At 63.2% G+C, this 20,336-nt stretch carries 16 protein-coding genes; 12 read left to right on the forward strand and 4 right to left on the reverse strand.

Annotation, left to right across the window (positions count from 1 at the left end; genetic code table 11):
* Positions 1-170 precede the first annotated feature (170 nt).
* On the forward strand, positions 171-788 hold the full coding sequence (locus tag OQE56_RS03760) for a helix-turn-helix domain-containing protein (protein WP_267221670.1): 618 nt from the start codon (positions 171-173) through the stop codon (positions 786-788).
* A gap of 46 nt (positions 789-834) precedes the next feature.
* Here OQE56_RS03760 and OQE56_RS03765 read toward each other — a convergent pair whose 3' ends face one another.
* Positions 835-2,808: an acetyl-CoA hydrolase/transferase C-terminal domain-containing protein gene (locus OQE56_RS03765; protein ID WP_267221671.1), complete on the reverse strand. Its 1,974-nt coding sequence runs from the start codon at positions 2,806-2,808 to the stop codon at positions 835-837.
* 122 nt (positions 2,809-2,930) lie between these two features.
* On the opposite strand from OQE56_RS03765, the gene OQE56_RS03770 reads away from it, so the two are divergent.
* The 6 genes from OQE56_RS03770 (at position 2,931) to OQE56_RS03795 (ending at position 11,951) form a co-directional block, all read left to right on the forward strand.
* Positions 2,931-4,397 carry a phospholipase D-like domain-containing protein gene (locus tag OQE56_RS03770; protein ID WP_267221673.1) on the forward strand — a complete coding sequence of 489 codons (1,467 nt, stop codon included), beginning with the start codon at positions 2,931-2,933 and terminating at the stop codon, positions 4,395-4,397.
* Positions 4,398-4,513: 116 nt separating this feature from the next.
* Positions 4,514-5,875, forward strand: coding sequence for an exodeoxyribonuclease VII large subunit (xseA, locus tag OQE56_RS03775; RefSeq protein WP_267221675.1), 1,362 nt, complete (start codon positions 4,514-4,516; stop codon positions 5,873-5,875).
* A gap of 94 nt (positions 5,876-5,969) precedes the next feature.
* A complete protein-coding gene (locus OQE56_RS03780) occupies positions 5,970-7,613 on the forward strand; it encodes an acetolactate synthase large subunit (protein WP_267221677.1) in 1,644 nt (547 codons plus the stop codon).
* A gap of 15 nt (positions 7,614-7,628) precedes the next feature.
* The gene (locus tag OQE56_RS03785) at positions 7,629-9,059 is read left to right on the forward strand and encodes an aldehyde dehydrogenase family protein (protein ID WP_267221679.1); all 1,431 of its coding nucleotides are present in this window, start codon (positions 7,629-7,631) and stop codon (positions 9,057-9,059) included.
* 103 nt (positions 9,060-9,162) lie between these two features.
* Positions 9,163-10,746, forward strand: coding sequence for an inorganic phosphate transporter (locus OQE56_RS03790; RefSeq protein WP_267221681.1), 1,584 nt, complete (start codon positions 9,163-9,165; stop codon positions 10,744-10,746).
* Positions 10,747-10,922: 176 nt separating this feature from the next.
* Positions 10,923-11,951 (forward strand): TraB/GumN family protein, encoded by a 1,029-nt coding sequence (locus OQE56_RS03795; RefSeq protein ID WP_267221683.1) that lies wholly within the window; start codon positions 10,923-10,925, stop codon positions 11,949-11,951.
* Between the two features lie 80 nt (positions 11,952-12,031).
* On the opposite strand, the gene OQE56_RS03800 is transcribed toward OQE56_RS03795, so the two are convergent.
* The gene (locus OQE56_RS03800; RefSeq protein WP_267221685.1) at positions 12,032-13,585 is read right to left on the reverse strand and encodes a S10 family peptidase; all 1,554 of its coding nucleotides are present in this window, start codon (positions 13,583-13,585) and stop codon (positions 12,032-12,034) included.
* Between the two features lie 198 nt (positions 13,586-13,783).
* Here OQE56_RS03800 and OQE56_RS03805 point away from each other — a divergent pair, with 198 nt between their 5' ends.
* The 5 genes from OQE56_RS03805 (at position 13,784) to OQE56_RS03825 (ending at position 18,322) form a co-directional block, all read left to right on the forward strand.
* A complete protein-coding gene (locus OQE56_RS03805) occupies positions 13,784-14,428 on the forward strand; it encodes an RNA polymerase sigma factor (protein ID WP_267221688.1) in 645 nt (214 codons plus the stop codon).
* Positions 14,425-15,057: a zf-HC2 domain-containing protein gene (locus OQE56_RS03810; protein WP_267221690.1), complete on the forward strand. Its 633-nt coding sequence runs from the start codon at positions 14,425-14,427 to the stop codon at positions 15,055-15,057. The genes OQE56_RS03805 and OQE56_RS03810 overlap by 4 nt, the downstream gene beginning before the upstream one ends.
* Before the next feature lie 68 nt (positions 15,058-15,125).
* The gene (locus tag OQE56_RS03815; protein WP_267221692.1) at positions 15,126-16,331 is read left to right on the forward strand and encodes a S8 family peptidase; all 1,206 of its coding nucleotides are present in this window, start codon (positions 15,126-15,128) and stop codon (positions 16,329-16,331) included.
* Positions 16,332-16,340: 9 nt separating this feature from the next.
* Positions 16,341-17,039 (forward strand): TorF family putative porin, encoded by a 699-nt coding sequence (locus OQE56_RS03820; RefSeq protein ID WP_267221694.1) that lies wholly within the window; start codon positions 16,341-16,343, stop codon positions 17,037-17,039.
* A gap of 197 nt (positions 17,040-17,236) precedes the next feature.
* Positions 17,237-18,322 carry an NHL repeat-containing protein gene (locus OQE56_RS03825; protein ID WP_267221695.1) on the forward strand — a complete coding sequence of 362 codons (1,086 nt, stop codon included), beginning with the start codon at positions 17,237-17,239 and terminating at the stop codon, positions 18,320-18,322.
* A gap of 82 nt (positions 18,323-18,404) precedes the next feature.
* On the opposite strand, the gene OQE56_RS03830 is transcribed toward OQE56_RS03825, so the two are convergent.
* Complete coding sequence (locus OQE56_RS03830) at positions 18,405-19,013, reverse strand: hypothetical protein (RefSeq protein WP_267221697.1); 609 nt, start codon at positions 19,011-19,013, stop codon at positions 18,405-18,407.
* Positions 19,014-19,340: 327 nt separating this feature from the next.
* The gene (locus OQE56_RS03835; protein ID WP_267221699.1) at positions 19,341-20,279 is read right to left on the reverse strand and encodes an AraC family transcriptional regulator; all 939 of its coding nucleotides are present in this window, start codon (positions 20,277-20,279) and stop codon (positions 19,341-19,343) included.
* Between the last annotated feature and the right edge of the window lie 57 nt (positions 20,280-20,336).

Consider the following 20,336-nt stretch of genomic DNA (forward strand, 5'->3'; position numbering starts at 1 on the left):
CATGGACGCCATGGTAACGATCAAAGGCTAAGGAGGCCTCACCTACCATGCTCACGACACTACAACGCCAGGATGGCGTACATCGCATGTCCCCCTCTCCCTCATGCGCCGGCTGCGGGCACGCGTCCGTCTGCCAGGCCAGTGGCTACGACCGCCCGGAGCTTTCCGGGATGCGTCATATTGCTGAACGCATCGGGCCGCTGCGCACCGGAGAGTATCTCTATCGCCCCATGTCGCCCTTCCGCGCCATCTACTCGGTGCAGTCCGGCATGGCCAAGACGGTAGCGGTGGATATCGCCGGCCGCGAGCAGGTGGTGGCATTTCATCTGCCCGGCGAGATGATCGGCCTGGACGCCATCGATCGCGAAGTGCATGAGAATGCCGTCGTTGCCTTGGGCAAGACGCAGTTCTGCCGCTTCCCGTTCACCGCGGTGAAGCAGATCTCTGTCGAACAGCCGGACGTGCCCTGGCACCTGGTTCAGGCAGCGAGTCAGCGCATCTCGCGCCTGCAACTGACCGGTGGCAATTACCTCGCGGAAGAACGCTTTGCCGCCTTCCTCGTCGACCTGCGCGACCGACGCGCCACCCTCGGCCTGTCGGCTGACTATCTGCCGCTGCCGATGTCACGCGCCGATATCGGCAACCACCTGCGCCTGACCACGGAAACGGTGAGCCGGCTGCTCGGCCGCTTCAAGCAGCGCGAACTGATCGCGCTCGACCGCCACGGTCTGTACGTCAAGGACCTGGATGCCCTGCGCGAGCTCGGGCAGTCGCTGCTGGTGCAATAAGCGTTACCAACATTCAGGAGCAGGCCGCCTGGCCTGCCCCTGAAAATTAAGCCTCGCGAGCCGATGAAGCCAGCGTGCTACCGGTACGGCGCAAAGCCGTCACCAGCAGGCGGCGCAACAAGCGCTGATTCATTCCGGCAGGCTTCGACAAATCCATACGCGCCAGCGCCTCATCCTCACCTTCCACAGGCTGGCCGGGCTGCCATACCGCTTTCAGCAGACCCGCTTTGCCACGCCACGTGGTACTGCGCGATTTCAACCAGTCCAGCGCAGGCACCAGGCGCTGTTCCACCTCGGAGAAGTCGCTGCCAAAAGGAAACGCAGGCAGGGCACCTTTGGCTTCCCACGGACCCAGTGCTTCGCGCAGGTAGTCCGGACGGTTGTTGCGCCAACGCTCCGGCACCTGGAAGTCCGCCGCCAGCTTGCCGTGCGATTTGGCCTCCGCGCACAACGCGTCGATAAAGCGCGCATCCGCAATGGACAGCATGGCTTCGACGCATTCGCTGTCCGTCTTGCCGCGCAGATCGGCGACGCCGTACTCGGTCACGTAAATATCGCGCAGGTGGCGTGCGATGGTGGTGTGGCCGTAGTTCCAGCGGATGTTGGTTTCCACGCCACTGCGCCCGTTTCGGGTGGAGCGCAACATGAGCACGGAACGACCATCGGTCAGCTCGTGTGCCATCGCCACAAAGTTGTACTGCCCACCGACACCGCTGACGACTTCACCATTCTCCAGGCCGTCGGACACGGCCGAGCCCAGCAGGGTAGCCATCATGCACGTGTTGAAGAAACGCGCACCGCGCCGCTGCAGCGCCGCCAGCGCCTGATGGTCGCCATACAGCTGGTTGACGTTGGATACGCGGCACATGTCCAGCGCATCGGGATCCTCGGCCTCCAGCGTCGCCAGCCATTCGTACAGCTCGCGGGAACCAAGAAAGAACGCGCCGCGCAGATAGTGCCCGCCCGGCGTCTCCGGAGGCAGCCGGCCACAGGCCGCGGCACGTTCAAGATCGATATCGTCCCAGGCGCGGCGCTTGAGAATGCCGGCACGCTGAAGGTGCATGAAGCCATCCATCACCATTTCGCTGGCGCCGTAGAGGCCCGCACGCAACGGCGCAAGTCCGCCAAAACGGGCCGCCAGTGCGTGCGTGCCGCCACGCGGATCGAGCGCCACCAGCGCGCGGCGCCACTGCGTATTGTCCTGCTGGCGCCAGCGTAGTGCGTGCACCAGCGCGTCGGAAAGGCTGCCGATGCCTACCTGCAGGCAACCGCCATCCCTTACCAGAGCGCTTGCGTGCATGCCCAGCGCGTACTCGACGATATCGACAGGTTGGCGCGGCAGCGCAAACAGCGGAGCCTCCGCATCGGTACGCAACTCGATATCGAAGTAATCGCGATCGACTTCCGCGTGACCGCTGACATACGGCAAATCGGGGTGCACAACCGCCACACACAGCGGACGCGTCTTGCCGGACTGCACCACCTGATCAATGAAATCGAGGGTCAGGTCGGGATTGCACGAGAGACTGTAGCGTACGCCTTCAGCCGTCTCGCGCCTGGCCACCAGCTGCACCAGCAGATTGATGTCCTGTACGGCGAGATCGCGCGCAACATGCGTGTAGTTCTGACTGATGTAGTTGCGTTGCGCGCTGCCGGAATGCAGTAGCGCACCCGACTGCATGTAGAACTCGTGCACAGCAACATTCGTCGGCAGTTGATTGCGCGCCTGGTCGATCGCGTACTCAGGGTCCACCGCATCAGCGCCAAAATGCCGTTCGATAAAGGGGGACAGAAAGCGCTCTTCCAGTCCCGGCGCCGGATGGGGGCGGGTCAGTGACAGCGCCGTATAGAGCGCCAGCGAGCGCGACGTGTCAGCCTTGGTCAGCCGATACAACGCATTGAGTAGCGCATGCGGCTTGCCCAGCCCCAGTGGTGCCGCCACACGCAGATCCGGGCCGAGCTGATCGGCGATCTGCTGTGCGCAGGCTTCGGTGTCCGTATGGCATTGCTCAGGCGACATGGAGCGAGCATGACAGAAGGTTCATCGGGGCGGCTCGATCAAGTGAGGCGGCGCGTATTGGTGGCACGATGTGAGTGAACATGACTTGAAGACCCCCCAAAGTCATGCCCTACACTCAGGCCATGAATCAGAAGCGATCGCTGGCGCCCGCCCGTATCCGACTGCACGCCGAACAGGCGCTGAGCCGGGCCGCGGGTGCCCCGCTGCTTGGTGGCAACACCGCGGATCTGCTGATTGACGCAGCCGCGCATTTCGATGCCTGGCTTGCCGCTATTCGCGGCGCCCGTCATCGCGTGCTGTTGGAGAACTACATCATCCGCGACGATGACGTAGGCCGCGCCTTTCGCGATGCGCTGATCGAGTGTGCGGAGCGCGGCGTGTTCGTTGCCGTGGTGTACGACTGGCTGGGTTGCAAGGGCCAATCGCGCGACAGCTTCTGGACGCCCCTGCGTGCCGCGGGCGGCCAGGTGCGCGCGTTCAACCCGCCGCAATTCGGCAGGCCGCTTGGCTGGATCAGCCGCGACCATCGCAAGCTGCTGGTCGTGGATGGCGTGCACGGCTTTCTCTCCGGCGTCTGCATCAGCCAGAAGTGGCTGGGTGATCCGGCCCATGGCGTCGCCCCATGGCGCGACACCGGCGTCGCCCTGCGTGGGCCGGCCGTGGCCGAACTGGAAAACGCCTTCGCAGAGAGCTGGGCCAGCATAGGCTTGCCATTGCCCGCCCTCCCTTCACCGATGGCTGACCCCATTGCCGGCGCCGTGACGCTGCGCGTTATTGCGACCCAACCCGCCACGGCAGGCATGTATCGCCTTGATCAGCTCATTGCCGCCATGGCGCGCAAGACCCTGTGGCTTACCGATGCCTATTTTGTCGGCGTGGCGCCCTACATGCAGGCGCTGGCCGCGGCGGCACGCGACGGTGTGGACGTTCGCCTGCTGGTGCCGGGCAGCAGTGATATCCCGGTGGTCGCCGGCATGTCGCGTTCGGGCTACCGCCCCTTGCTCAAGGCCGGCATTCGCGTGTTCGAGTGGAACGGCAGCATGCTGCACGCGAAGACAGCTGTGTCCGATGGGCAGTGGGCGCGAGTCGGGTCGTCGAACCTCAATCTCGCCAGCTGGGTCAGCAACCGCGAAATCGACGTGGCGGTCGAAGATGTGGACTTCGCCCGCCGCATGGCCGAGCAATACGAACGTGATCTGGGCCATGCCACCGAGATTGTGCTCGCGCCCCATCGCGGGCGGCGGGCCGATCACATACAAAGACAGCCCGGAGGCGCGCGCCGTCCGCAGCGTATGGGTGGTAGTTCCGGCCGTGCGGCAGCGGGTGCGTTGCGCCTGGCCAACACCTTTGGTGCCGCGCTGACGGATCGCCGCGTGCTTGGCGACACGACCACCAGCCCGCTGGTCATCGGCACCCTGGTGCTGGCCGCGTTTGCCGTCGTGGCCATCGTTTGGCCGGCCATCATCGGCTGGCCGCTGGGCCTGCTGTCGGCCTGGTTTGCGCTGAACCTTGGCGCGCACGCGTGGCGGCTGCGCCAGCGCTTCCTGCGGCGTCAGGCTGAATACGACGACACTGACCAATCTTCGTAATTTGTTTTATTTCAATTGACTAGACTCCATGCCTCACGATCTTGCTGTGTTTGATCGGGCAAGCGGATGTAATGCAAGCAATCAGGGCGGCGCGGTCGTGTTAGGCTCCCGCCCTCATGCGCTCGCCCGACGACTACAGCTCCGATCAAGGCGGCTCCCCGCCGCGGCAGATCCTCACGCCCAGCTCGCTTAACCGGTTGGTGCGCGATCTGCTGGAAGACGCGCTGCCGCTGATCTGGATCGAAGGCGAGCTGTCCAACGTGGCCCGGCCAGCCTCGGGCCACCTGTACTTCACGCTGAAGGATGCCGGCGCCCAGGTGCGCTGCGCGATGTTTCGTCCCAAGAGCGGCTGGCTGAAGTTCCGCCCCGCCGATGGCATGCACGTGCTGATTCGGGCACGCGTGGGTTTGTACGAACCGCGCGGCGAGTTTCAGCTGGTGGCCGAACACATGGAGCCCGCTGGCGAAGGCGCCTTGCAACGCGAGTTCGAGCAACTCAAGGCGCGTCTGGATGCGGAGGGCCTGTTCGATCCGGCGCGCAAGCGTGCCCTGCCCCATTACGCTCGCCGCATCGGCGTCATCACCTCGCCCACCGGCGCGGCGATCCGTGACGTACTGAGTGTGATGTCACGCCGCTGGCCATTGGCCGAAGTGGATGTGTTGCCGGTTCCGGTACAAGGACGCGAGGCGCCGCCGGCGATTGTGCAGATGCTGCGCAAAGCCTCGGCCAGTGGCCGCTACGACGTGCTGCTGCTCACCCGTGGCGGCGGCTCGCTGGAAGACCTGTGGGCGTTCAATGACGAACAGGTCGCCCGCGCCATCCATGCCAGCGCCGTGCCCGTGGTTTCCGCCGTAGGTCACGAGATCGATTTCAGCATTGCCGACTTCGTGGCGGATCTGCGTGCCCCCACGCCTTCCGCCGCGGCCGAATTGCTGGTGCCTGACGCGCATGCACTGCGCCGCCACCTCTATCAGTTGCAGCAACGGCTTGTCACGCTGGAACAGCGCCGCTTGCAATCACGCATCCAGCGCGTGGATCAGCTGCTCGCCCGCCTGCAGGCGCAACGTCCGCAGGCGCGTCTTGCGCGCGATCGCGAACGCCTGATGCATCTGCATCACCGCATGCGGGGACTGCAGCGCGAACAGGCGCAGCGGCGCCGTGCTGCACTCGATCGGGTTCACGCGCGCCTGCTGGCCCAACATCCTCGTCTGCGGCTGATGCTGCTGCGCCGGCAACTGACGGGGCTGTCGCAACAGTTGCGCCAGTCGATCGAGCGGCGGCTCGAACGCGATCGCCTGACGCTGCAGCAAACCGGCCGCGCACTTCACGCCATCAGCCCGCTAGCGACGCTGGATCGCGGCTACGCCATCCTGTTCGATGCCGATGGCAAAGTCGTGCGCTCCGCCCAGAACGTGCCCGAAGGCTCATCACTTCGCGCGCGCCTCGCCGATGGCGAGCTGAAGCTGCGAAGCGAATAGACCCTCGCAAGACGCACGACGCGCCCACGACCCGGCTCACGTGCTTTCAACAAGCCCTATCGCATCCTGCCCGTCTTGACCTCGGGAGCGCGGCATGAAGGCAGCCACACTGTTTGTGAAAGCGCTGGAAGCGGAAGGCGTGCACAGTATCTTTGGCGTGCCAGGCGAGGAGAATCTGGATCTGGTCGACGCGTTGCGCGAGTCATCCATCCGCCTGATTGTGACGCGCCACGAACAGGCCGCCGGTTTCATGGCGGCGACCTGGGGCCGTCTTACCGGCGAAGCCGGCGTCGCCCTGTCGACACTGGGCCCCGGCGCCACCAATCTCGTCACTGCGGCCGCCTATGCCCAGCTCGGCGCCATGCCGATGCTGATGATCACCGGCCAGAAGCCGATTCGCGAGCACAAGCAGGGCCTGTTTCAGCTGGTCGACGTGGTCGACATGATGCAGCCGCTGACCAAGTACACGCGCCAGCTGGTATCGGCTTCGACCATCCCTGCCCGTATACGCGAAGCCTTCCGCCGGGCCGAAGAAGAACGCCCCGGCGCGGTGCATCTGGAATTACCCGAAGATATCGCCCGCGACACGGTCGAAGACGCTGTCCTGCTGCCCACCGAGTACGCACGCCGGCCTGCGCCCGATGAAGCGGCGCTGGTGCAGGCCGCCGAAGCGATCACGCGCGCCAAACATCCCATCTTGATGATCGGCGCCGCCGCCAACCGCCAACGCACCACGGTCGCTTTGCGCGCCTACATCGATAAGCTGGGCATTCCCTTCTTCAGTACGCAGATGGGCAAGGGGGTGGTCGATGAGGACCACCCACTGTGGCTCGGTAATGCGGCACTGACGGATGGCGACTTCGTACACCGCGCCATCGACGCCGCGGATGTGATCATCAACGTCGGTCACGATGTGGTGGAGAAGCCACCGTTCCTCATGCGCAAGGGACGGCGCACGGTGATCCACATCAACTTCTCCAGCGCGGAGGTGGACGCGGTTTATTTCCCGCAGATCGAGGTGGTGGGAGACATCGCGCATACCGTGGAACGGCTCACCGACGCGCTGCAGCCGCAGGCGCACTGGAACTTCACCTTCTTCGATCGCGTGCGCGAGGCATTCCTCGCGCAGCTTTGCGATCACGCCAATGACGATCGCTTCCCGATGCACCCGGTGCGCGTGGTGGACGACACGCGCCAGTTCATGCCCGATGACGGCGTGCTGTGCCTGGACAACGGCATGTACAAGATCTGGTACGCGCGCTACTTCCGCGCACGTCAGCCCAACACGATTCTGCTGGACAACGCGCTCGCCACCATGGGCGCAGGCCTACCCTCGGCCATGGCCGCCAAGATGGTGTATCCCGACCGCAAGGTGCTGGCCATCTGCGGCGACGGCGGCTTCATGATGAATGCGCAGGAGCTGGAAACCGCGGTGCGGCTCAAGCTCGACCTGGTGATTCTGCTGCTGCGCGACGATGCCTACGGCATGATCCGCTGGAAGCAGGCCGAGATGGGCTATCCCGACTATGGCATGGTGTTTGGCAACCCTGATTTTGTGAAATTTGCCGAAGCCCATGGTGCGCATGGTCATCGCCCCGGCAGCGCCGCCGAGTTTCTTCCCACGCTCAAGCGCGCGTTCGATGCCGGCGGCGTGCACCTGATCGACCTGGCCATCGACTACTCGGACAATCACCGCATCCTCAACGAAGAGATCCGCCGGCTGAGCGCAGCCGTCTGATCGCCGGAGTGTTTCATGCTTGCAAAAAGCTACCCCTACTATCTCGCCAATCAGCCACAGACCTCGAAGGAAACGATGGATGTGCTGGACAAGTACAGCGGCAAGGTCGCCACGCGCGTGGCCGTGCCCGATGCCAAGGCCACGGAGAAAGCCATCGCCGCCGCGGTGAAAGCGGCCGGCCCCATGCGCGACTTCAAGCCATGGGCACGCCAGCAGGTGTTGCAGCATTGCGCCCGGCGCTTTACCGAGCGTCGCGACGAACTGGCCTACGCGTTGTGCGTGGAAGCAGGCAAGCCGATCAAGGACTCCGACGGTGAAGTCACCCGCCTGATCGAAACCTTCACCATCGCCGCCGAAGAAGCCGTGCGCATCAACGGCGAAACCATCACGCTGGAGATCGCCAAACGATTGAATGGCTATCACGGCTACACCAAGCGTGTGCCGCTGGGTCCGGTGTCCTTCATCACGCCCTTCAATTTTCCGCTGAACCTGGTCGCGCACAAAGTGGCGCCGGCGATCGCGGCGGGCTGTCCGTTCGTGCTCAAGCCGGCGGAACGCACGCCCATCGGCGCACTCATCATCGGCGAGATATTGGCCGAAACCGATCTGCCCAAGGGCGCGTTCTCGGTGCTCACGCTGGACGGCAAGCATGCCAACCCGTTGGTGGAAGATCCGCGCTTCAAGCTGCTCTCCTTCACCGGCAGCCAGATCGGATGGGATCTCAAGACGCGCGCGGGCCACAAGAAGGTGACGCTGGAACTCGGAGGCAATGCCGCCTGCATCATTGATGCGGATCAGGGGCCGCATCTGGATCGTGTCATCGAGCGACTGGTGTTTGGCGCGTTCTATCAATCCGGCCAGAGCTGCATCAGCGTGCAACGCATTTATGTGCACGAATCGCTGTACGACGAACTGAAGAAGCGTCTGGTCACGGCGGTCAAGAAACTCAAGGCGGGCGACCCAAAGAAGAAAGACACCTTTCTCGGCCCCATGATCGATGAGGCCGCTGCCGAACGCCTGCATGGCTGGATCGAGGAGGCGCGCAAGGGTGGCGGCAAGATCCTGTGCGGCGGCAAACGCCAGGGCGCCATGCTCGACGCCACGCTGATGGAGAACGTACCAGCGAGCGCCGATGCTTACCGGAAGGAGGCGTTCGGTCCGTTCGCCCTGCTCGCTCCGTTCCGCAGCTTTGATGACGTGGTCGCCATGGTCAACGACTCGGAATACGGCCTGCAGGCAGGCATTTTCACCGACAGCCTGTCCAATGCCATGCGCGCATGGAACGAACTGGAGCAAGGCGGCGTGATCGTCAACGACGTGCCGAGCTTCCGCGTGGACAACATGCCTTACGGTGGCGTGAAGCTTTCCGGCATTGGCCGCGAGGGCATTCGCTGTGCGATTGAGGATATGACCGAAGTGCGCCTGATGGTGATGCGCGAACTGTAAACACGGGCGTGGCGCCCGCCTGCCGGGCGCCACGCATGTCAGCTGTCACCGGACTGTCTTGCGCAAGTGTTTTGCTTCCCGGGGTCGACCTGGAGCGTATGTCATGCAGACTGAAGCCGCTGTCGCCACGCCCACCTCTGGCACGCCATCGTCCGGACGGATATTCGGCCTCGTTTTCGGCGCTATCCTCGTCATCGGCATGGTCTACGCGGGCATGCATCTGGTGCAGGATCTCTCCATCGTTCGCGTGCATTCCCTCGGCCCGTTCGTGCTGCTGGGCATCGCGCTGGTGATTGCGCTGGGCTTCGAATTCGTCAATGGCTTTCACGACACCGCCAATGCGGTGGCGACGGTGATCTACACCAACTCGATGCCACCGAACCTGGCGGTGATCTGGTCGGGCACCTTCAATTTTCTCGGCGTGCTGATGTCATCGGGCGCGGTCGCCTTTACCGTGGTGTCGCTGCTGCCGGTGGAGCTGATCCTGCAAGTGGGCAGCCAGGCTGGCTTTGCGATGGTGTTTGCGCTGCTGCTGGCGGCCATTCTGTGGAATCTGGGCACGTGGTATTTCGGTTTGCCCAATTCGTCGTCGCACACCTTGATCGGTTCGATCATCGGCGTGGGGCTGGCCAATCAGCTCCTGGCGGCCAAATCGGGCACCAGCGGTGTGAACTGGGATGCGGCCATGGGCGTATTCCGCGGACTGATCTTTTCGCCGATCGCGGGATTCCTGCTGGCGGGCCTGCTGATGCTGTTGCTCAAGGCGCTGGTGAAAGTTCCTGCGCTATACCGTGCACCGGAGGGCAAGCGCCCGCCGCCGTGGCCGATCCGCGCCCTGTTGGTGCTTACCTGCACCGGCGTGAGCTACAGCCATGGCTCCAACGATGGCCAGAAAGGCATGGGTCTGATCATGCTGATCCTGATCGGCACGGTGCCAACCGCCTACGCGCTCAATGGCGCGGTCTCCGGCGGTCAGGTCAAAACCTTCCATGAGGTTTCGGTGGAGACGCGGCAAGTGCTGCAAGGTTTCGGCGGCGCGGTGACGGTCAGCGGCAATCCGCGAGAGCTGGTCACCGAGGCGGTACAGCAGCGCCAGTTGCTGCCCACCACGGCGCCGGCCCTGGCCCTGTTGATTGGCGAGATCGATCACCAGGTAGGCAATCGTCCGTCGCTGCGATCCGTACCTCCGGAGCAGATGGGCAACGTGCGCAACGACATCTATCTGGCGAGCTCCGCCATCCCACTCGTGCTTGCTCAACCTGGCCTCAGCAAGCAGCAGACGGCCACGCTTACCAGTTGGCGAGGGCTCGGCACGCAGGCGATCCAGTTCATTCCGCCCTGGGTGAAGGTGGCGGTGGCGCTCGCGCTGGGCCTGGGCACCATGGTGGGCTGGAAACGCATCGTGGTGACGGTAGGCGAGAAGATCGGCAAGGAACACCTCACCTATGCGCAGGGCGCTTCGGCCGAGCTGGTCGCCATGGGGCTGATCCAGGCCGCCGACATGTACCACCTTCCGGTCAGCACCACCCACGTGCTCACTTCGGGCGTGGCCGGCACCATGGCGGCGAACGGGTCGGGCCTGCAATGGGCCACCGTGCGCAACCTGTTGATGGCCTGGGTGCTGACCCTGCCCGCCTCGATCGTGCTGGCTGGCCTGCTCTACGTGGTCCTCCGCCACGTCTTCTGAGCGTTAACCACGCTGCGGGTGCCTCGCCTCCTGCCGGTCCACAAGCGTGCGGTCGGCCCTGCGAGATGGTCCTGCCTCCGGAGACCGCGTCTGGCGTCGCGGTTACAGGTATTGTTCAATCTTGGCACCTGCCCGGCAGGGTGACAGTCGTCGCGTCCTTATAAGGAGCTTCGCGGATGCACGCAAAAAGAATCCTATGGCTTGCTGCTCTCCTGGTTGCCACAAGCACCCGGGCCCAGACCATCCCGCCGTCCGCCAGCACCAGCCCAGGCGCACCGACACCCGACACAGCCGTCAATTTGCAGACGGTCACGGTGCATGGCGAGCAACCGGGTCCCGCGCTTTGGGAGGTACGTCGAGGTGACCACGTCATGTGGATCATCGGCACGATGTCGCCTCTACCCAAGAACGCTGAGTGGCAGTGGACGCAACTGGAAAAGGCCCTGGGCCGATCGCAGGAGCTGCTGGAGGCACCTTCCGCGCGCCTCAAGATGCCCACCAGCTTGTTCTCGCGTCTGGCACTGCTGCCATCCGCCAAGCTCAATCCCGGTGGCGGCACGCTGGAACGCCTGCTGACGCCCGATATGTATGCGCGCTGGCGCGTACTGCGCAAGCAGTACATGCAGGATGACGACGCGCTCGAATACATGCGCCCCATCATCGTGGCGGAGCGGCTGTACCAAGACGCCCTCACCGCCAGCGCGCTTACCGACCAGACCGATCTGGAAGGCATGATCGAGAAGCTCGCGCACAAGCACGGCACCCGCGTCATCGGTGTGCGCTACGAGCTGGTGGTGACACACGCGAAACCCGCCACCACTGCCGACCAGGACCAAAAACAGGGTATCGCCTGCCTGGACGAAACCATGCAGACGGTGGAGCGTGATCTGCCCGCGCTGACCCAACGCGCCAACGCCTGGGCCACCGGTGACATGAAGACCCTGCAGAGCCTGGTGCAACAGACGCACTACGACCCTTGCGTAGTCGCCGCCATCAATGGCGACTTCGAACACCAGCTCAATGTGCCCGACCTGCCCAAGCGCATTGAGGATGCGTGGATGGACGCGATGGATCACGCCCTGGTACGCAACCGCAGTACAGTCGCCATCCTGACCATGGAGCAGCTGATGGCGCCGGATGGCTATATCGCCAAGCTGAAATCGCGCGGCTTCATCATTCGCCCGCCTGCAGGCGTTACGCAGTAGAAGCTATCCAGCACTTATAGCCGTCCATAAAAAAACTGCGCCCTGAGGGCGCAGTTTTCGTTTGGCGCAACGTCAAAGCTTTACTTCGAGCCGTACATCGCCGCCGCATCCGACTTGAACGACGCTGCACTTTCCGGCCGGCTGTAGAACATGTGTCCGCCCGGATACACCGACAGCTTCACCCGCTGGGTCTGGCCGAAGGTCGGCATCTGGTCGATGATCAGCCGCGAGGTAAAGAACGGGCATGACAGATCGTTGTAGCCATGCACGATCAGCACCTTCATGTTGTGATCGTTGCCGATGGCCTTGCGCAGATCCGCCACCGGCTTGTCGTCGGCATTGCCGCGATCCCACTCCTTGTTGACCGTGTACGACAGCGCCTCGTAGTGCGCATCCGTCTTCCAGCCCACTTCGCGCGTGACGAAATCCACCATCGCACTGGTGGTGGGGGCGAGCAATGCTTCGAGAATCGGGTCACCCGACTGGCGTTCAGCGGAGCCCGGGAACGGATCGAAGGCGGTCACGTTAGCGTCGTACACGCTGCCGATCTTCTTGTCGTTGCGGTGCAATTCGCGCAGGAAGGTAGCGATATCGACACGACCGTCGAGCTTGGACACCAGCGCCGGATCGAGCCCCGTATAAGCCGACACCTTCTGCACCATGCGGCCGATGGCACCCGGATCGGAACGCCCCGCCAGGAAATCGGTGACGAACTGCGTGCGCACATAGTTCTCGACGTCCGACATCGCAGCCGGCGTCAGCTTGCCCTGCGCTTCAAGGCGCGCCGCCGTCATCGACGGCAGGTTGATCATCCACGGCAACGGCGAGAGCGCGTCGCCATCGCCAATCGCGGCGGGGTCAAGATACGGCGACACCATCACCAGACCATTCACGCCCACGCCCATGTGGGTCTGCAATTCATACGCGACGCGTGGCGCGCGATAGCCGCCGTAACTCTCGCCCATCACATACTTCGGTGCGCGCAGGCGGCCATGCTTGACCAGCCAGTCGTACACCACCCGCGAGAGGTATTTGATGTCCGCCTCGGTGGCATAGAAATCTTTCTTGGTCTGATCCTCGTCCTCCAGCGAGCGCGAGAAACCGGTGCCTACCGGATCGATGAACACCAGGTCGCTCATATCGAGCCAGGTGTTGGGGTTGTCCTTGGTCGTCGCGCTGTCGGACGGTGCATCACCATCGACGCCGAACTGAATGCGCTTGGGACCGATCGCCCCCATGTTCAGGTACACCGACGAGGCACCCGGGCCACCGTTGAACGCGAAGGTCACCGGCCGGTTCGGATTGCTACCGGGCACCGTGTAGGCCGTGTAGACCACATCGGCGATCTTCTTGCCCTTGGCATTGCGCACGGGGATGGTGCCCACCGTAGCCTCATAGGAGACCGTACGCCCACCCACCCGCACGCTCTGCTTGATGGCTTTGTCGGCCGGCAACGGCGGCAGATCGATATCGGACTTCTTCTCGGCACCGGCTTCCGCGGCCGGTTTGGCGTCAGCCGCCACGGCAAACGACCACGGCGACAGGGCCGCTCCCAGGGCCAGCACGGCCGCACACCAGGCGGCGCCGCGCTTCACGCGGGCTACACGGCCCCCAACAGGCAGATCACGCTTCATCAGAACTCTCACGAAAAGGTCAAACGACAGGAAGCCAGCCGGCTCCCAAGCACTCCCCACAACACCCGGGCGGCCCCGGATGCGAACGCCATAGATGCGTAAACCCGAACGCATCCACCAGTGCCGTTAGGCACGGATACCCGCCCAGGCAGCAAAGGAACGCCACCCGAATGGCCCCCGTCAGGCATTTGAACCAGAATGGCGTTCGAGGGTATGGACGCCTGGGCATTGCACCAGTTTCCGGGAGCGGCCATGCACGGCGGCGATTCAGGCACGGGCAAGTGGAGCAACGGCGTCTCTGACGACGACGAGGCAGTGCTGCTCGGCCGTGTCGCCGCCGAAGAAGTGGCTGCGTTCGAGGACCTGTACCGCCTCTATAGCCCACGTCTGCAGCGATTCGTTCGCGGCATCACCAGGCAGCCAACGCTGATCGAGGAAATTCTCGATGACACCATGATGGTGGTCTGGCGCAAGGCGTATACCTTCAATCATTCCGCCAAGGTGTCGACCTGGATCCTGGCGATTGCTTATCGGCAGTCTTTAAAGGCATTACGTCGATCGGGTGACGCGATCCACGACGAGGTCGCCGACCATGCCGACCTCTCTGCCGCCGGGCCCGACGACGTATTGCTGCAGCAGGAGCTGCGCAAGCATCTGGACGCTGCGCTGAGCACGCTTTCGACCGAACAGCGCACGGTGATGGAACTTACCTACTACTTCGGCTACGCCTGCCGCGAAATCGCCGAGATCATGGGTTGCCCGGTCGACACCGTCAAAACGCGCATGTTCTATGCGCGACGCAAACTCAGGGCGTGGCTGTCCTCACGCAGGGAGGCCATATGAATGGCCGCATCATTAAATTCGAAGGGCCGGTTCACGCCGAAGTGGACCGCCTGCTGCCCTGGTGGGTCAACGGCACACTGGACGACGACGAGCGTACGCAAGTCGAGCAACACGTCGCCGAGTGCGTGGCATGCCAACGGGAGATAGCCTGGCTCAGGGCGATGCAGCATGCCTATGACGCAAAGGATGTGGCCGCCAACGACGCCACGCCTGCCCTGCGCCGGCTTCGCCGCCGCGTTGCTCATGAACATGCCAACGCCATCGCCTCGCCCATCACGAGCTGGTGGCATCGGAATCGCCGTGTGGCCTGGGTGATCGCCGCTCAGGCGGTGCTCATGCTCGTACTGGGTGGCGCCTGGCTGCAACAGCGTGCGCCCTCGTATCACACGCTCAGCACTCCCACAGCGAAGAGCGAACTACTGGTCGTGACGTTCGACCCCAAGACCAGTGAAGCGCGACTGCGTGAACTGCTGCGCGCCAACCACGCGCGCCTGGTTGGCGGTCCCTCGCAGACAGGCGCTTATCTGCTCAGCGTGCCGGATGAGAATGCCGATGCCGCACGCCAGCGGCTACGTCATGCCCCGGAAGTGACTCTGCTGGAAAATCTCGACTCGGGCGGTTCACCGTGAACAGGCACTGGCGAAGCTTCATCGCCGTGTGCGCACTTGCCGTTGCAGGATGCGCCTCCAACGCGACCATGGCCGTTCACGCCGGCGACGCCGTGGGTAACGAAGCATCGCAAGTGCTGGTGATGTTGCCTTCGGTACCTCCTCATCTTCATGCCTCTGCCGATTACGGCGGCCATTACAGCGCTACAACGGGAAGCACTAGCCGACTGCGTGTCGCCCAACAACTCGCGCACGAGTATGGGCTCGAACTTGTCAGCGACTGGCCGATGCCTGCGCTGGGCCTGGACTGCTTTGTCATGCGTACCGCGCCGGGGAAATCCGTAACGCAAGTGACTCAGGCGCTGGCACACGATGCACGCGTGGAGTCGGCCGAGCCGATGCAGCTGTTTCATGTACTGGCCAAGCGTGACCCGCTTTACCCCTTGCAACCCACGGCGTCCCAGTGGCATCTCGCCGAGCTTCATGCCACTACCACCGGCAGGGGCATCACCATTGCGGAACTGGATAGCGGCGTCGACACATCGAATCCCGACCTCGCCGGACAGGTCACGCAAACGCAGAACTTTGTAGATAACGGCCCTTATCGTGCAGAACTGCATGGCACAGAAGTCGCCGGCGTTATGGTTGCCATCGAGGGAAACGGGTTGGGCATCGCCGGTGTTGCACCCGACGCCCGCCTGCTTGCCTTGCGGGCCTGTTGGCAGGAAGCCGCCAACGCTGCTGCGATGTGCAGCAGCTTTACGCTCGCAAAGGCGTTGCAGTACGCACTGGAAAACCACGCCCAGGTTGTCAATCTGAGTCTGGCTGGCCCCTACGACAGGCTGCTTGAACGCCTGCTGGAGATTGCCCTCTCGCGCAATGTCACGGTTGTCAGCGCCATCGATGGCGCGGCGGCCGATGGCGGCTTTCCCGCCTCGCTGCCGGGCGTGCTGGCGATTGCCGATGAAGGCACGACATCCGCGGCGATCACCGGTGCCATGCGTGCCCCCGGACAGGATGTTCCCACCACACTGCCGGGGCGGCGCTGGGACTTCGTGACGGGTTCATCGTTCTCCGCCGCAGAAGTCAGCGGGCTGGTAGCGTTGATTCGTCAGCTGTCGCCGGACATCCCGGCAGGTCAGCTACGCGACGCTCTGGCGACGAGAACTGCGCTAGGCTTGGTCGCAATGCGGCCGACCATGATCGATGCATGTGCGGCTGTGGCGCGAGTCCGGGGGAACTGCACGTGCGACTGCGCTACGGCCCATGCTTCCATCGGGGAGCTGCGCCAATGAGAACGCCCCGTGTTACGAGCGATGCTAGCCGCCGGTGTCGCGTTATTTGCGATCGCAGCCCACGCGCAGGTTGCGGGCAGCGTATCGCTGGCATCCGACTATCGCTTTCGCGGTATCTCGCTCAGCGACGATCGCCCGTCGGCTCAGGCTTCGATCAGCTACGACCCACCCACGAGTGGCTGGTACGCAGGCGGCGCCGTGTCATCGGCGCGGATCGACCAACAGACGGCAGCGCAGCTACTTGGCTATGCGGGCTTCGTGCAGCGGCTGCGGCCCAACCTGAGCTGGGAGGCCGGCGTGACCTACAGCCGATTCACGGGACACGAATCGTATGCGTATGCAGAAGCCTACGCTGGCATCACCTATCGGCAAATCGTGGCGCGTTTGTACTACGCACCCGACTACTTCAATTCCGGCGTGCCCGTGTTGTACGGCGAACTCAATGGGAGTCACGCATTGCACGGCAACTGGTACCTGTTTGGTCACCTCGGCTTTCTGCGGCGCAATGGCAACCTGACCATGGATCACACCAGCCGCTATCGATCGGATCTGCGCGCGGGCATTGGCGTGACCCTCAAGCCTGTCGATATCCAGCTCAGCTGGTCGGGCGTTCACGGTGGTCATGGCTCGGGCTATCTGTTTGGTTATCCAGTGAGCAATGAGGTGACACGCGACGCCTGGATCATCAGTCTTTCGTACAACTGGTAAGAGCACCAACAACGTTCCAACGCCTCGCCTTAGCGAGCCACGGAACGGGTAAACATGGAAAGGAGGACGCGTTCGCAGACCATCGCGAGGCCCTCACGCGCCTTACTCACCGACACCGTCCCGGATTGACGTCATCCGGACAAGGTGCGGCACGCATGGACTTGCCCCTGGTTTTTCACCGAATGGAGGAGTCCCTAATGACATCTACCCCTCGTCAAAAGACGTTGGTTCGGCATCTGCTAGCCGCCATGGTGTCGGTACTCGTCGCCTCGAGCGCCCTGTACTCGCTACCGGCGGTCGCGCAGAACGACAACGCCCACATACTCATCGCCGATCAGTTCAACAACCGTGTTATCGAGATCAACCGGTTTACGCATCAGGTCGTGTGGCATTTCGGCAATGGCTCGGACATTCCGGGCCCGCAGAGTGTCGTCGGCGTCAATGATGCCGAACGCATCGGGCCTTTCACTCTCATATCAGGTACCGGCACACCGCCGGGGCTGCCCGGGTGCGCAGACACCGTCAACGGCTGCCCCGACAACCGGGTGTTCATCGTCGATCAGAGCGACCACATCCTGTGGCAGTACGGCCAGGCAGGCGTCGCCGGCGCAGGCCCCAACCAGCTCAATACGCCGGTCCACTCGCTTTACCTAAACAGCTTCCCCTATCACCTGGGCCCTCACGTGCTGATCACCGACCAGGGCAATCAGCGCATCATTCTGGTCAACTTCGGTCGCCAGATCGTCTGGCAATACGGCACCACCGGCACGGCCGGCAATGGCGCCAACCAGCTCAACAATCCCAATAGCGCCGAAGTGCTGCCAAACGGGCACATTCTCATCGCCGACGAAAACAACAACCGCGTCATCGAGATCAGACCCAATGGGACTATCTTCAAAACCTTCACCGCAGGAGGCACGGTGAGCGGAGCGGCGTTTGCAAGCCGCCTGCCTAATGGGCATACGCTGATCACTGACTCCAACAACAACCGCATCGTCGAAGTGGACGGCAACGACAATGTAACGTGGCAGTACTTCACCAATACGCAGGCGGGCAGCAACCCCTCGCCGCTTCCCACCCGCGCGATACGGCTGAGCAATGGCCACACGTTGATCAGCGATCAGTTCAACAATCGCGTCATCGAAATCACCATGGGTAAACAGATTGTCTTCCAGCAGGGTGCACTCAACGTTGCTGGCGACGGCTTCAATCAGCTCAATGGGCCGTATGACGCCAAGGTGATCGGCGACTTCAATGGACTGACGCCACCGTTCGTGTTCTGACCACCACGCCGGCCATTGGCCAACTGCGCAGAGCCCCACGTCATGTGGGGCTTTGCGTGAGCGCGTTTCAATAGATGGACGATCAGTGCGCGGCAGCGACTGACGGCGCTACTCGCTGGAAATCCATGGTCCAGTTGGTTTCCCAGGTTTTGCCGTCGTCAGCGGAATAAGCCTGCTCCCAATGCGCCGTGGTCGGCGTGATCTTCGACCACACGAAGCGGACGAGAATAGGTTTTCCACGTAACGTGTCATGGGCATAGAACGTGCCCACGCCATGCTCGAAGTGACCCTTCACTGGCGGATCGAGATTGCCGAACGGGTCGCGGCCATCCATCCACCAGATCGCCCATTGTCCCGTTTTCGGATCGTACGAACGAAGACCCACACCGCGGTAGGTGCCGTCGGGTGTGTTGAACATGTTGTCGTCGACGTTGGCATAGCCGTCCATCAGCTTACGCATGCTGAGCGTGCCTTCGAATTCCACCCATTCGTGGCTGTTGGCGAGCTTCTCCTTCAGCTTGCGGTGATGCCCGTGCCAATCACCCACCAGAAAATCGAAGTCGTGAAGACCCGAGAGATTGGCAACACCCTGCTGGGCCTTGGGCGTGTCCTGGGATGCGCGAACGGCCACCCCCGTAGCGAACAACAGCGTGGCCAGGATGGCCGTAAACACAACGCGGAAACCCTTCATAGGATGGTCCTTCGGCGATGGTGTCCGGTCATCATCGCGCTGTCAGATGACGTGTGCCACCTCGATTCGGTCACTAACAGATGAACCCATAGCGAAACGCCGCGCGCTTCTTTTGCTCCCTCTCCCCTGCGGGGAGAGGGTTGGGGTGAGGGGTGGGTGCTCGCGGGAAAGTTTCTTAGTGGTGAAACCGGGTGCGAACAAATTGCACGGAAGCCCGCTTCGATCCATCCGTATCGCAAGGTTGGCCCCTCACCCCAGCCCTCTCCCCGCTGGGGAGAGGGAGAAGTGGCGTGCACGGCACCCCAATAGGCAGCTGCTACCCACTCCTTACGCCGCAGACCCCGCATCCTCCCACCGCAATCGCGCCACGTCGCGCAGCGGCGGCGCACCGAAGTGACGACTGTACTCACGGCTGAACTGCGACGGGCTTTCATACCCCACACGATGGGCCGCCGTGGCGACATCGCACTGCCCTGCCAGCAGCAATCGCCGCGCTTCATGCAGGCGCAGTTGCTTCTGGTATTGCAGCGGACTCATCGCCGTGATGGCGCGAAAATGATGATGCAGGGACGACGCGCTCATGTTGACGCGTCCCGCCAACGCCTCGATGCGCAAAGGCTCGTCGAAGTGCCGGCGCAGCCAGTCGATGGCGCGCGACACCTGGTGACTCTGGCTGCCCGAGGTGGCGATCTGCGCCAGCTTGATGCCCTGTTCACCGGTCAACAGGCGATAGAGCAGTTCGTGCTCGATCAAGGGCCCCAGCACTGCGAGATCCTTCGGCGCCTCCAGCAGTCGCGCAAGACGCAGCAGCGGGTCCAGCAGACTGTCTTCCAGCGCGCTGAAGGAAAGCCCCGGCGAAGACACGGCCGCAGCGCGCGCCAACGCCACCTCGGGCAGCATGTCGCGGATACGCTGCAGATCGAGCCGGAAGGTCAGACAGAGGCATGGCTGCTCCGCGGAGGCCTGCATGACCTGGGCGGACACCGGTACGTCCACCGAGGTCACCATGTAGGACGCAGGCTCGTGGACGAAGCGGTGCTGGCCCAGCAGGATCTGTTTGGCCCCCTGCAACGCCAGCCCCAGGCTGGGCTCATACATGGCGCAAGTCGGCACACCGGCCGAGTCCGCGCGAAACAGGGTCAAAGCAGGCCAGGCCGTGACATGCACGCCCTCGGTGGGCGTCAATCGTTCAACGATGGCTGTCAATTCCTCGCGATCCTGTTCCAGTCGCGATGACGGCGTGGGGCTGTATGGCTTGCTGCTCATGGACCTGCCTGCGGAGCTCTGGCAGCAAGATTGCCTGTTCCTCCGCGCCAAGACGAG

This window comes from Dyella silvae (genome assembly GCF_026421305.1).
GTDB classification, from domain to species: Bacteria; Pseudomonadota; Gammaproteobacteria; order Xanthomonadales; family Rhodanobacteraceae; genus Dyella; species Dyella silvae.

Coding starts and splice junctions, on each gene's coding strand:
- OQE56_RS03805 (WP_267221688.1), top strand. CDS start 13,784: ATGGCGTTCGAGGGTATGGACGCCTGGGCATTGCACCAGTTTCCGGGA.
- xseA (WP_267221675.1), top strand. CDS start 4,514: ATGCGCTCGCCCGACGACTACAGCTCCGATCAAGGCGGCTCCCCGCCG.
- OQE56_RS03780 (WP_267221677.1), top strand. CDS start 5,970: ATGAAGGCAGCCACACTGTTTGTGAAAGCGCTGGAAGCGGAAGGCGTG.
- OQE56_RS03770 (WP_267221673.1), top strand. CDS start 2,931: ATGAATCAGAAGCGATCGCTGGCGCCCGCCCGTATCCGACTGCACGCC.
- OQE56_RS03760 (WP_267221670.1), top strand. CDS start 171: ATGCGTCATATTGCTGAACGCATCGGGCCGCTGCGCACCGGAGAGTAT.
- OQE56_RS03785 (WP_267221679.1), top strand. CDS start 7,629: ATGCTTGCAAAAAGCTACCCCTACTATCTCGCCAATCAGCCACAGACC.
- OQE56_RS03765 (WP_267221671.1), bottom strand. CDS start 2,808: ATGTCGCCTGAGCAATGCCATACGGACACCGAAGCCTGCGCACAGCAG.
- OQE56_RS03825 (WP_267221695.1), top strand. CDS start 17,237: ATGACATCTACCCCTCGTCAAAAGACGTTGGTTCGGCATCTGCTAGCC.
- OQE56_RS03795 (WP_267221683.1), top strand. CDS start 10,923: ATGCACGCAAAAAGAATCCTATGGCTTGCTGCTCTCCTGGTTGCCACA.
- OQE56_RS03800 (WP_267221685.1), bottom strand. CDS start 13,585: ATGAAGCGTGATCTGCCTGTTGGGGGCCGTGTAGCCCGCGTGAAGCGC.
- OQE56_RS03790 (WP_267221681.1), top strand. CDS start 9,163: ATGCAGACTGAAGCCGCTGTCGCCACGCCCACCTCTGGCACGCCATCG.
- OQE56_RS03810 (WP_267221690.1), top strand. CDS start 14,425: ATGAATGGCCGCATCATTAAATTCGAAGGGCCGGTTCACGCCGAAGTG.
- OQE56_RS03830 (WP_267221697.1), bottom strand. CDS start 19,013: ATGAAGGGTTTCCGCGTTGTGTTTACGGCCATCCTGGCCACGCTGTTG.
- OQE56_RS03815 (WP_267221692.1), top strand. CDS start 15,126: ATGGCCGTTCACGCCGGCGACGCCGTGGGTAACGAAGCATCGCAAGTG.
- OQE56_RS03835 (WP_267221699.1), bottom strand. CDS start 20,279: ATGAGCAGCAAGCCATACAGCCCCACGCCGTCATCGCGACTGGAACAG.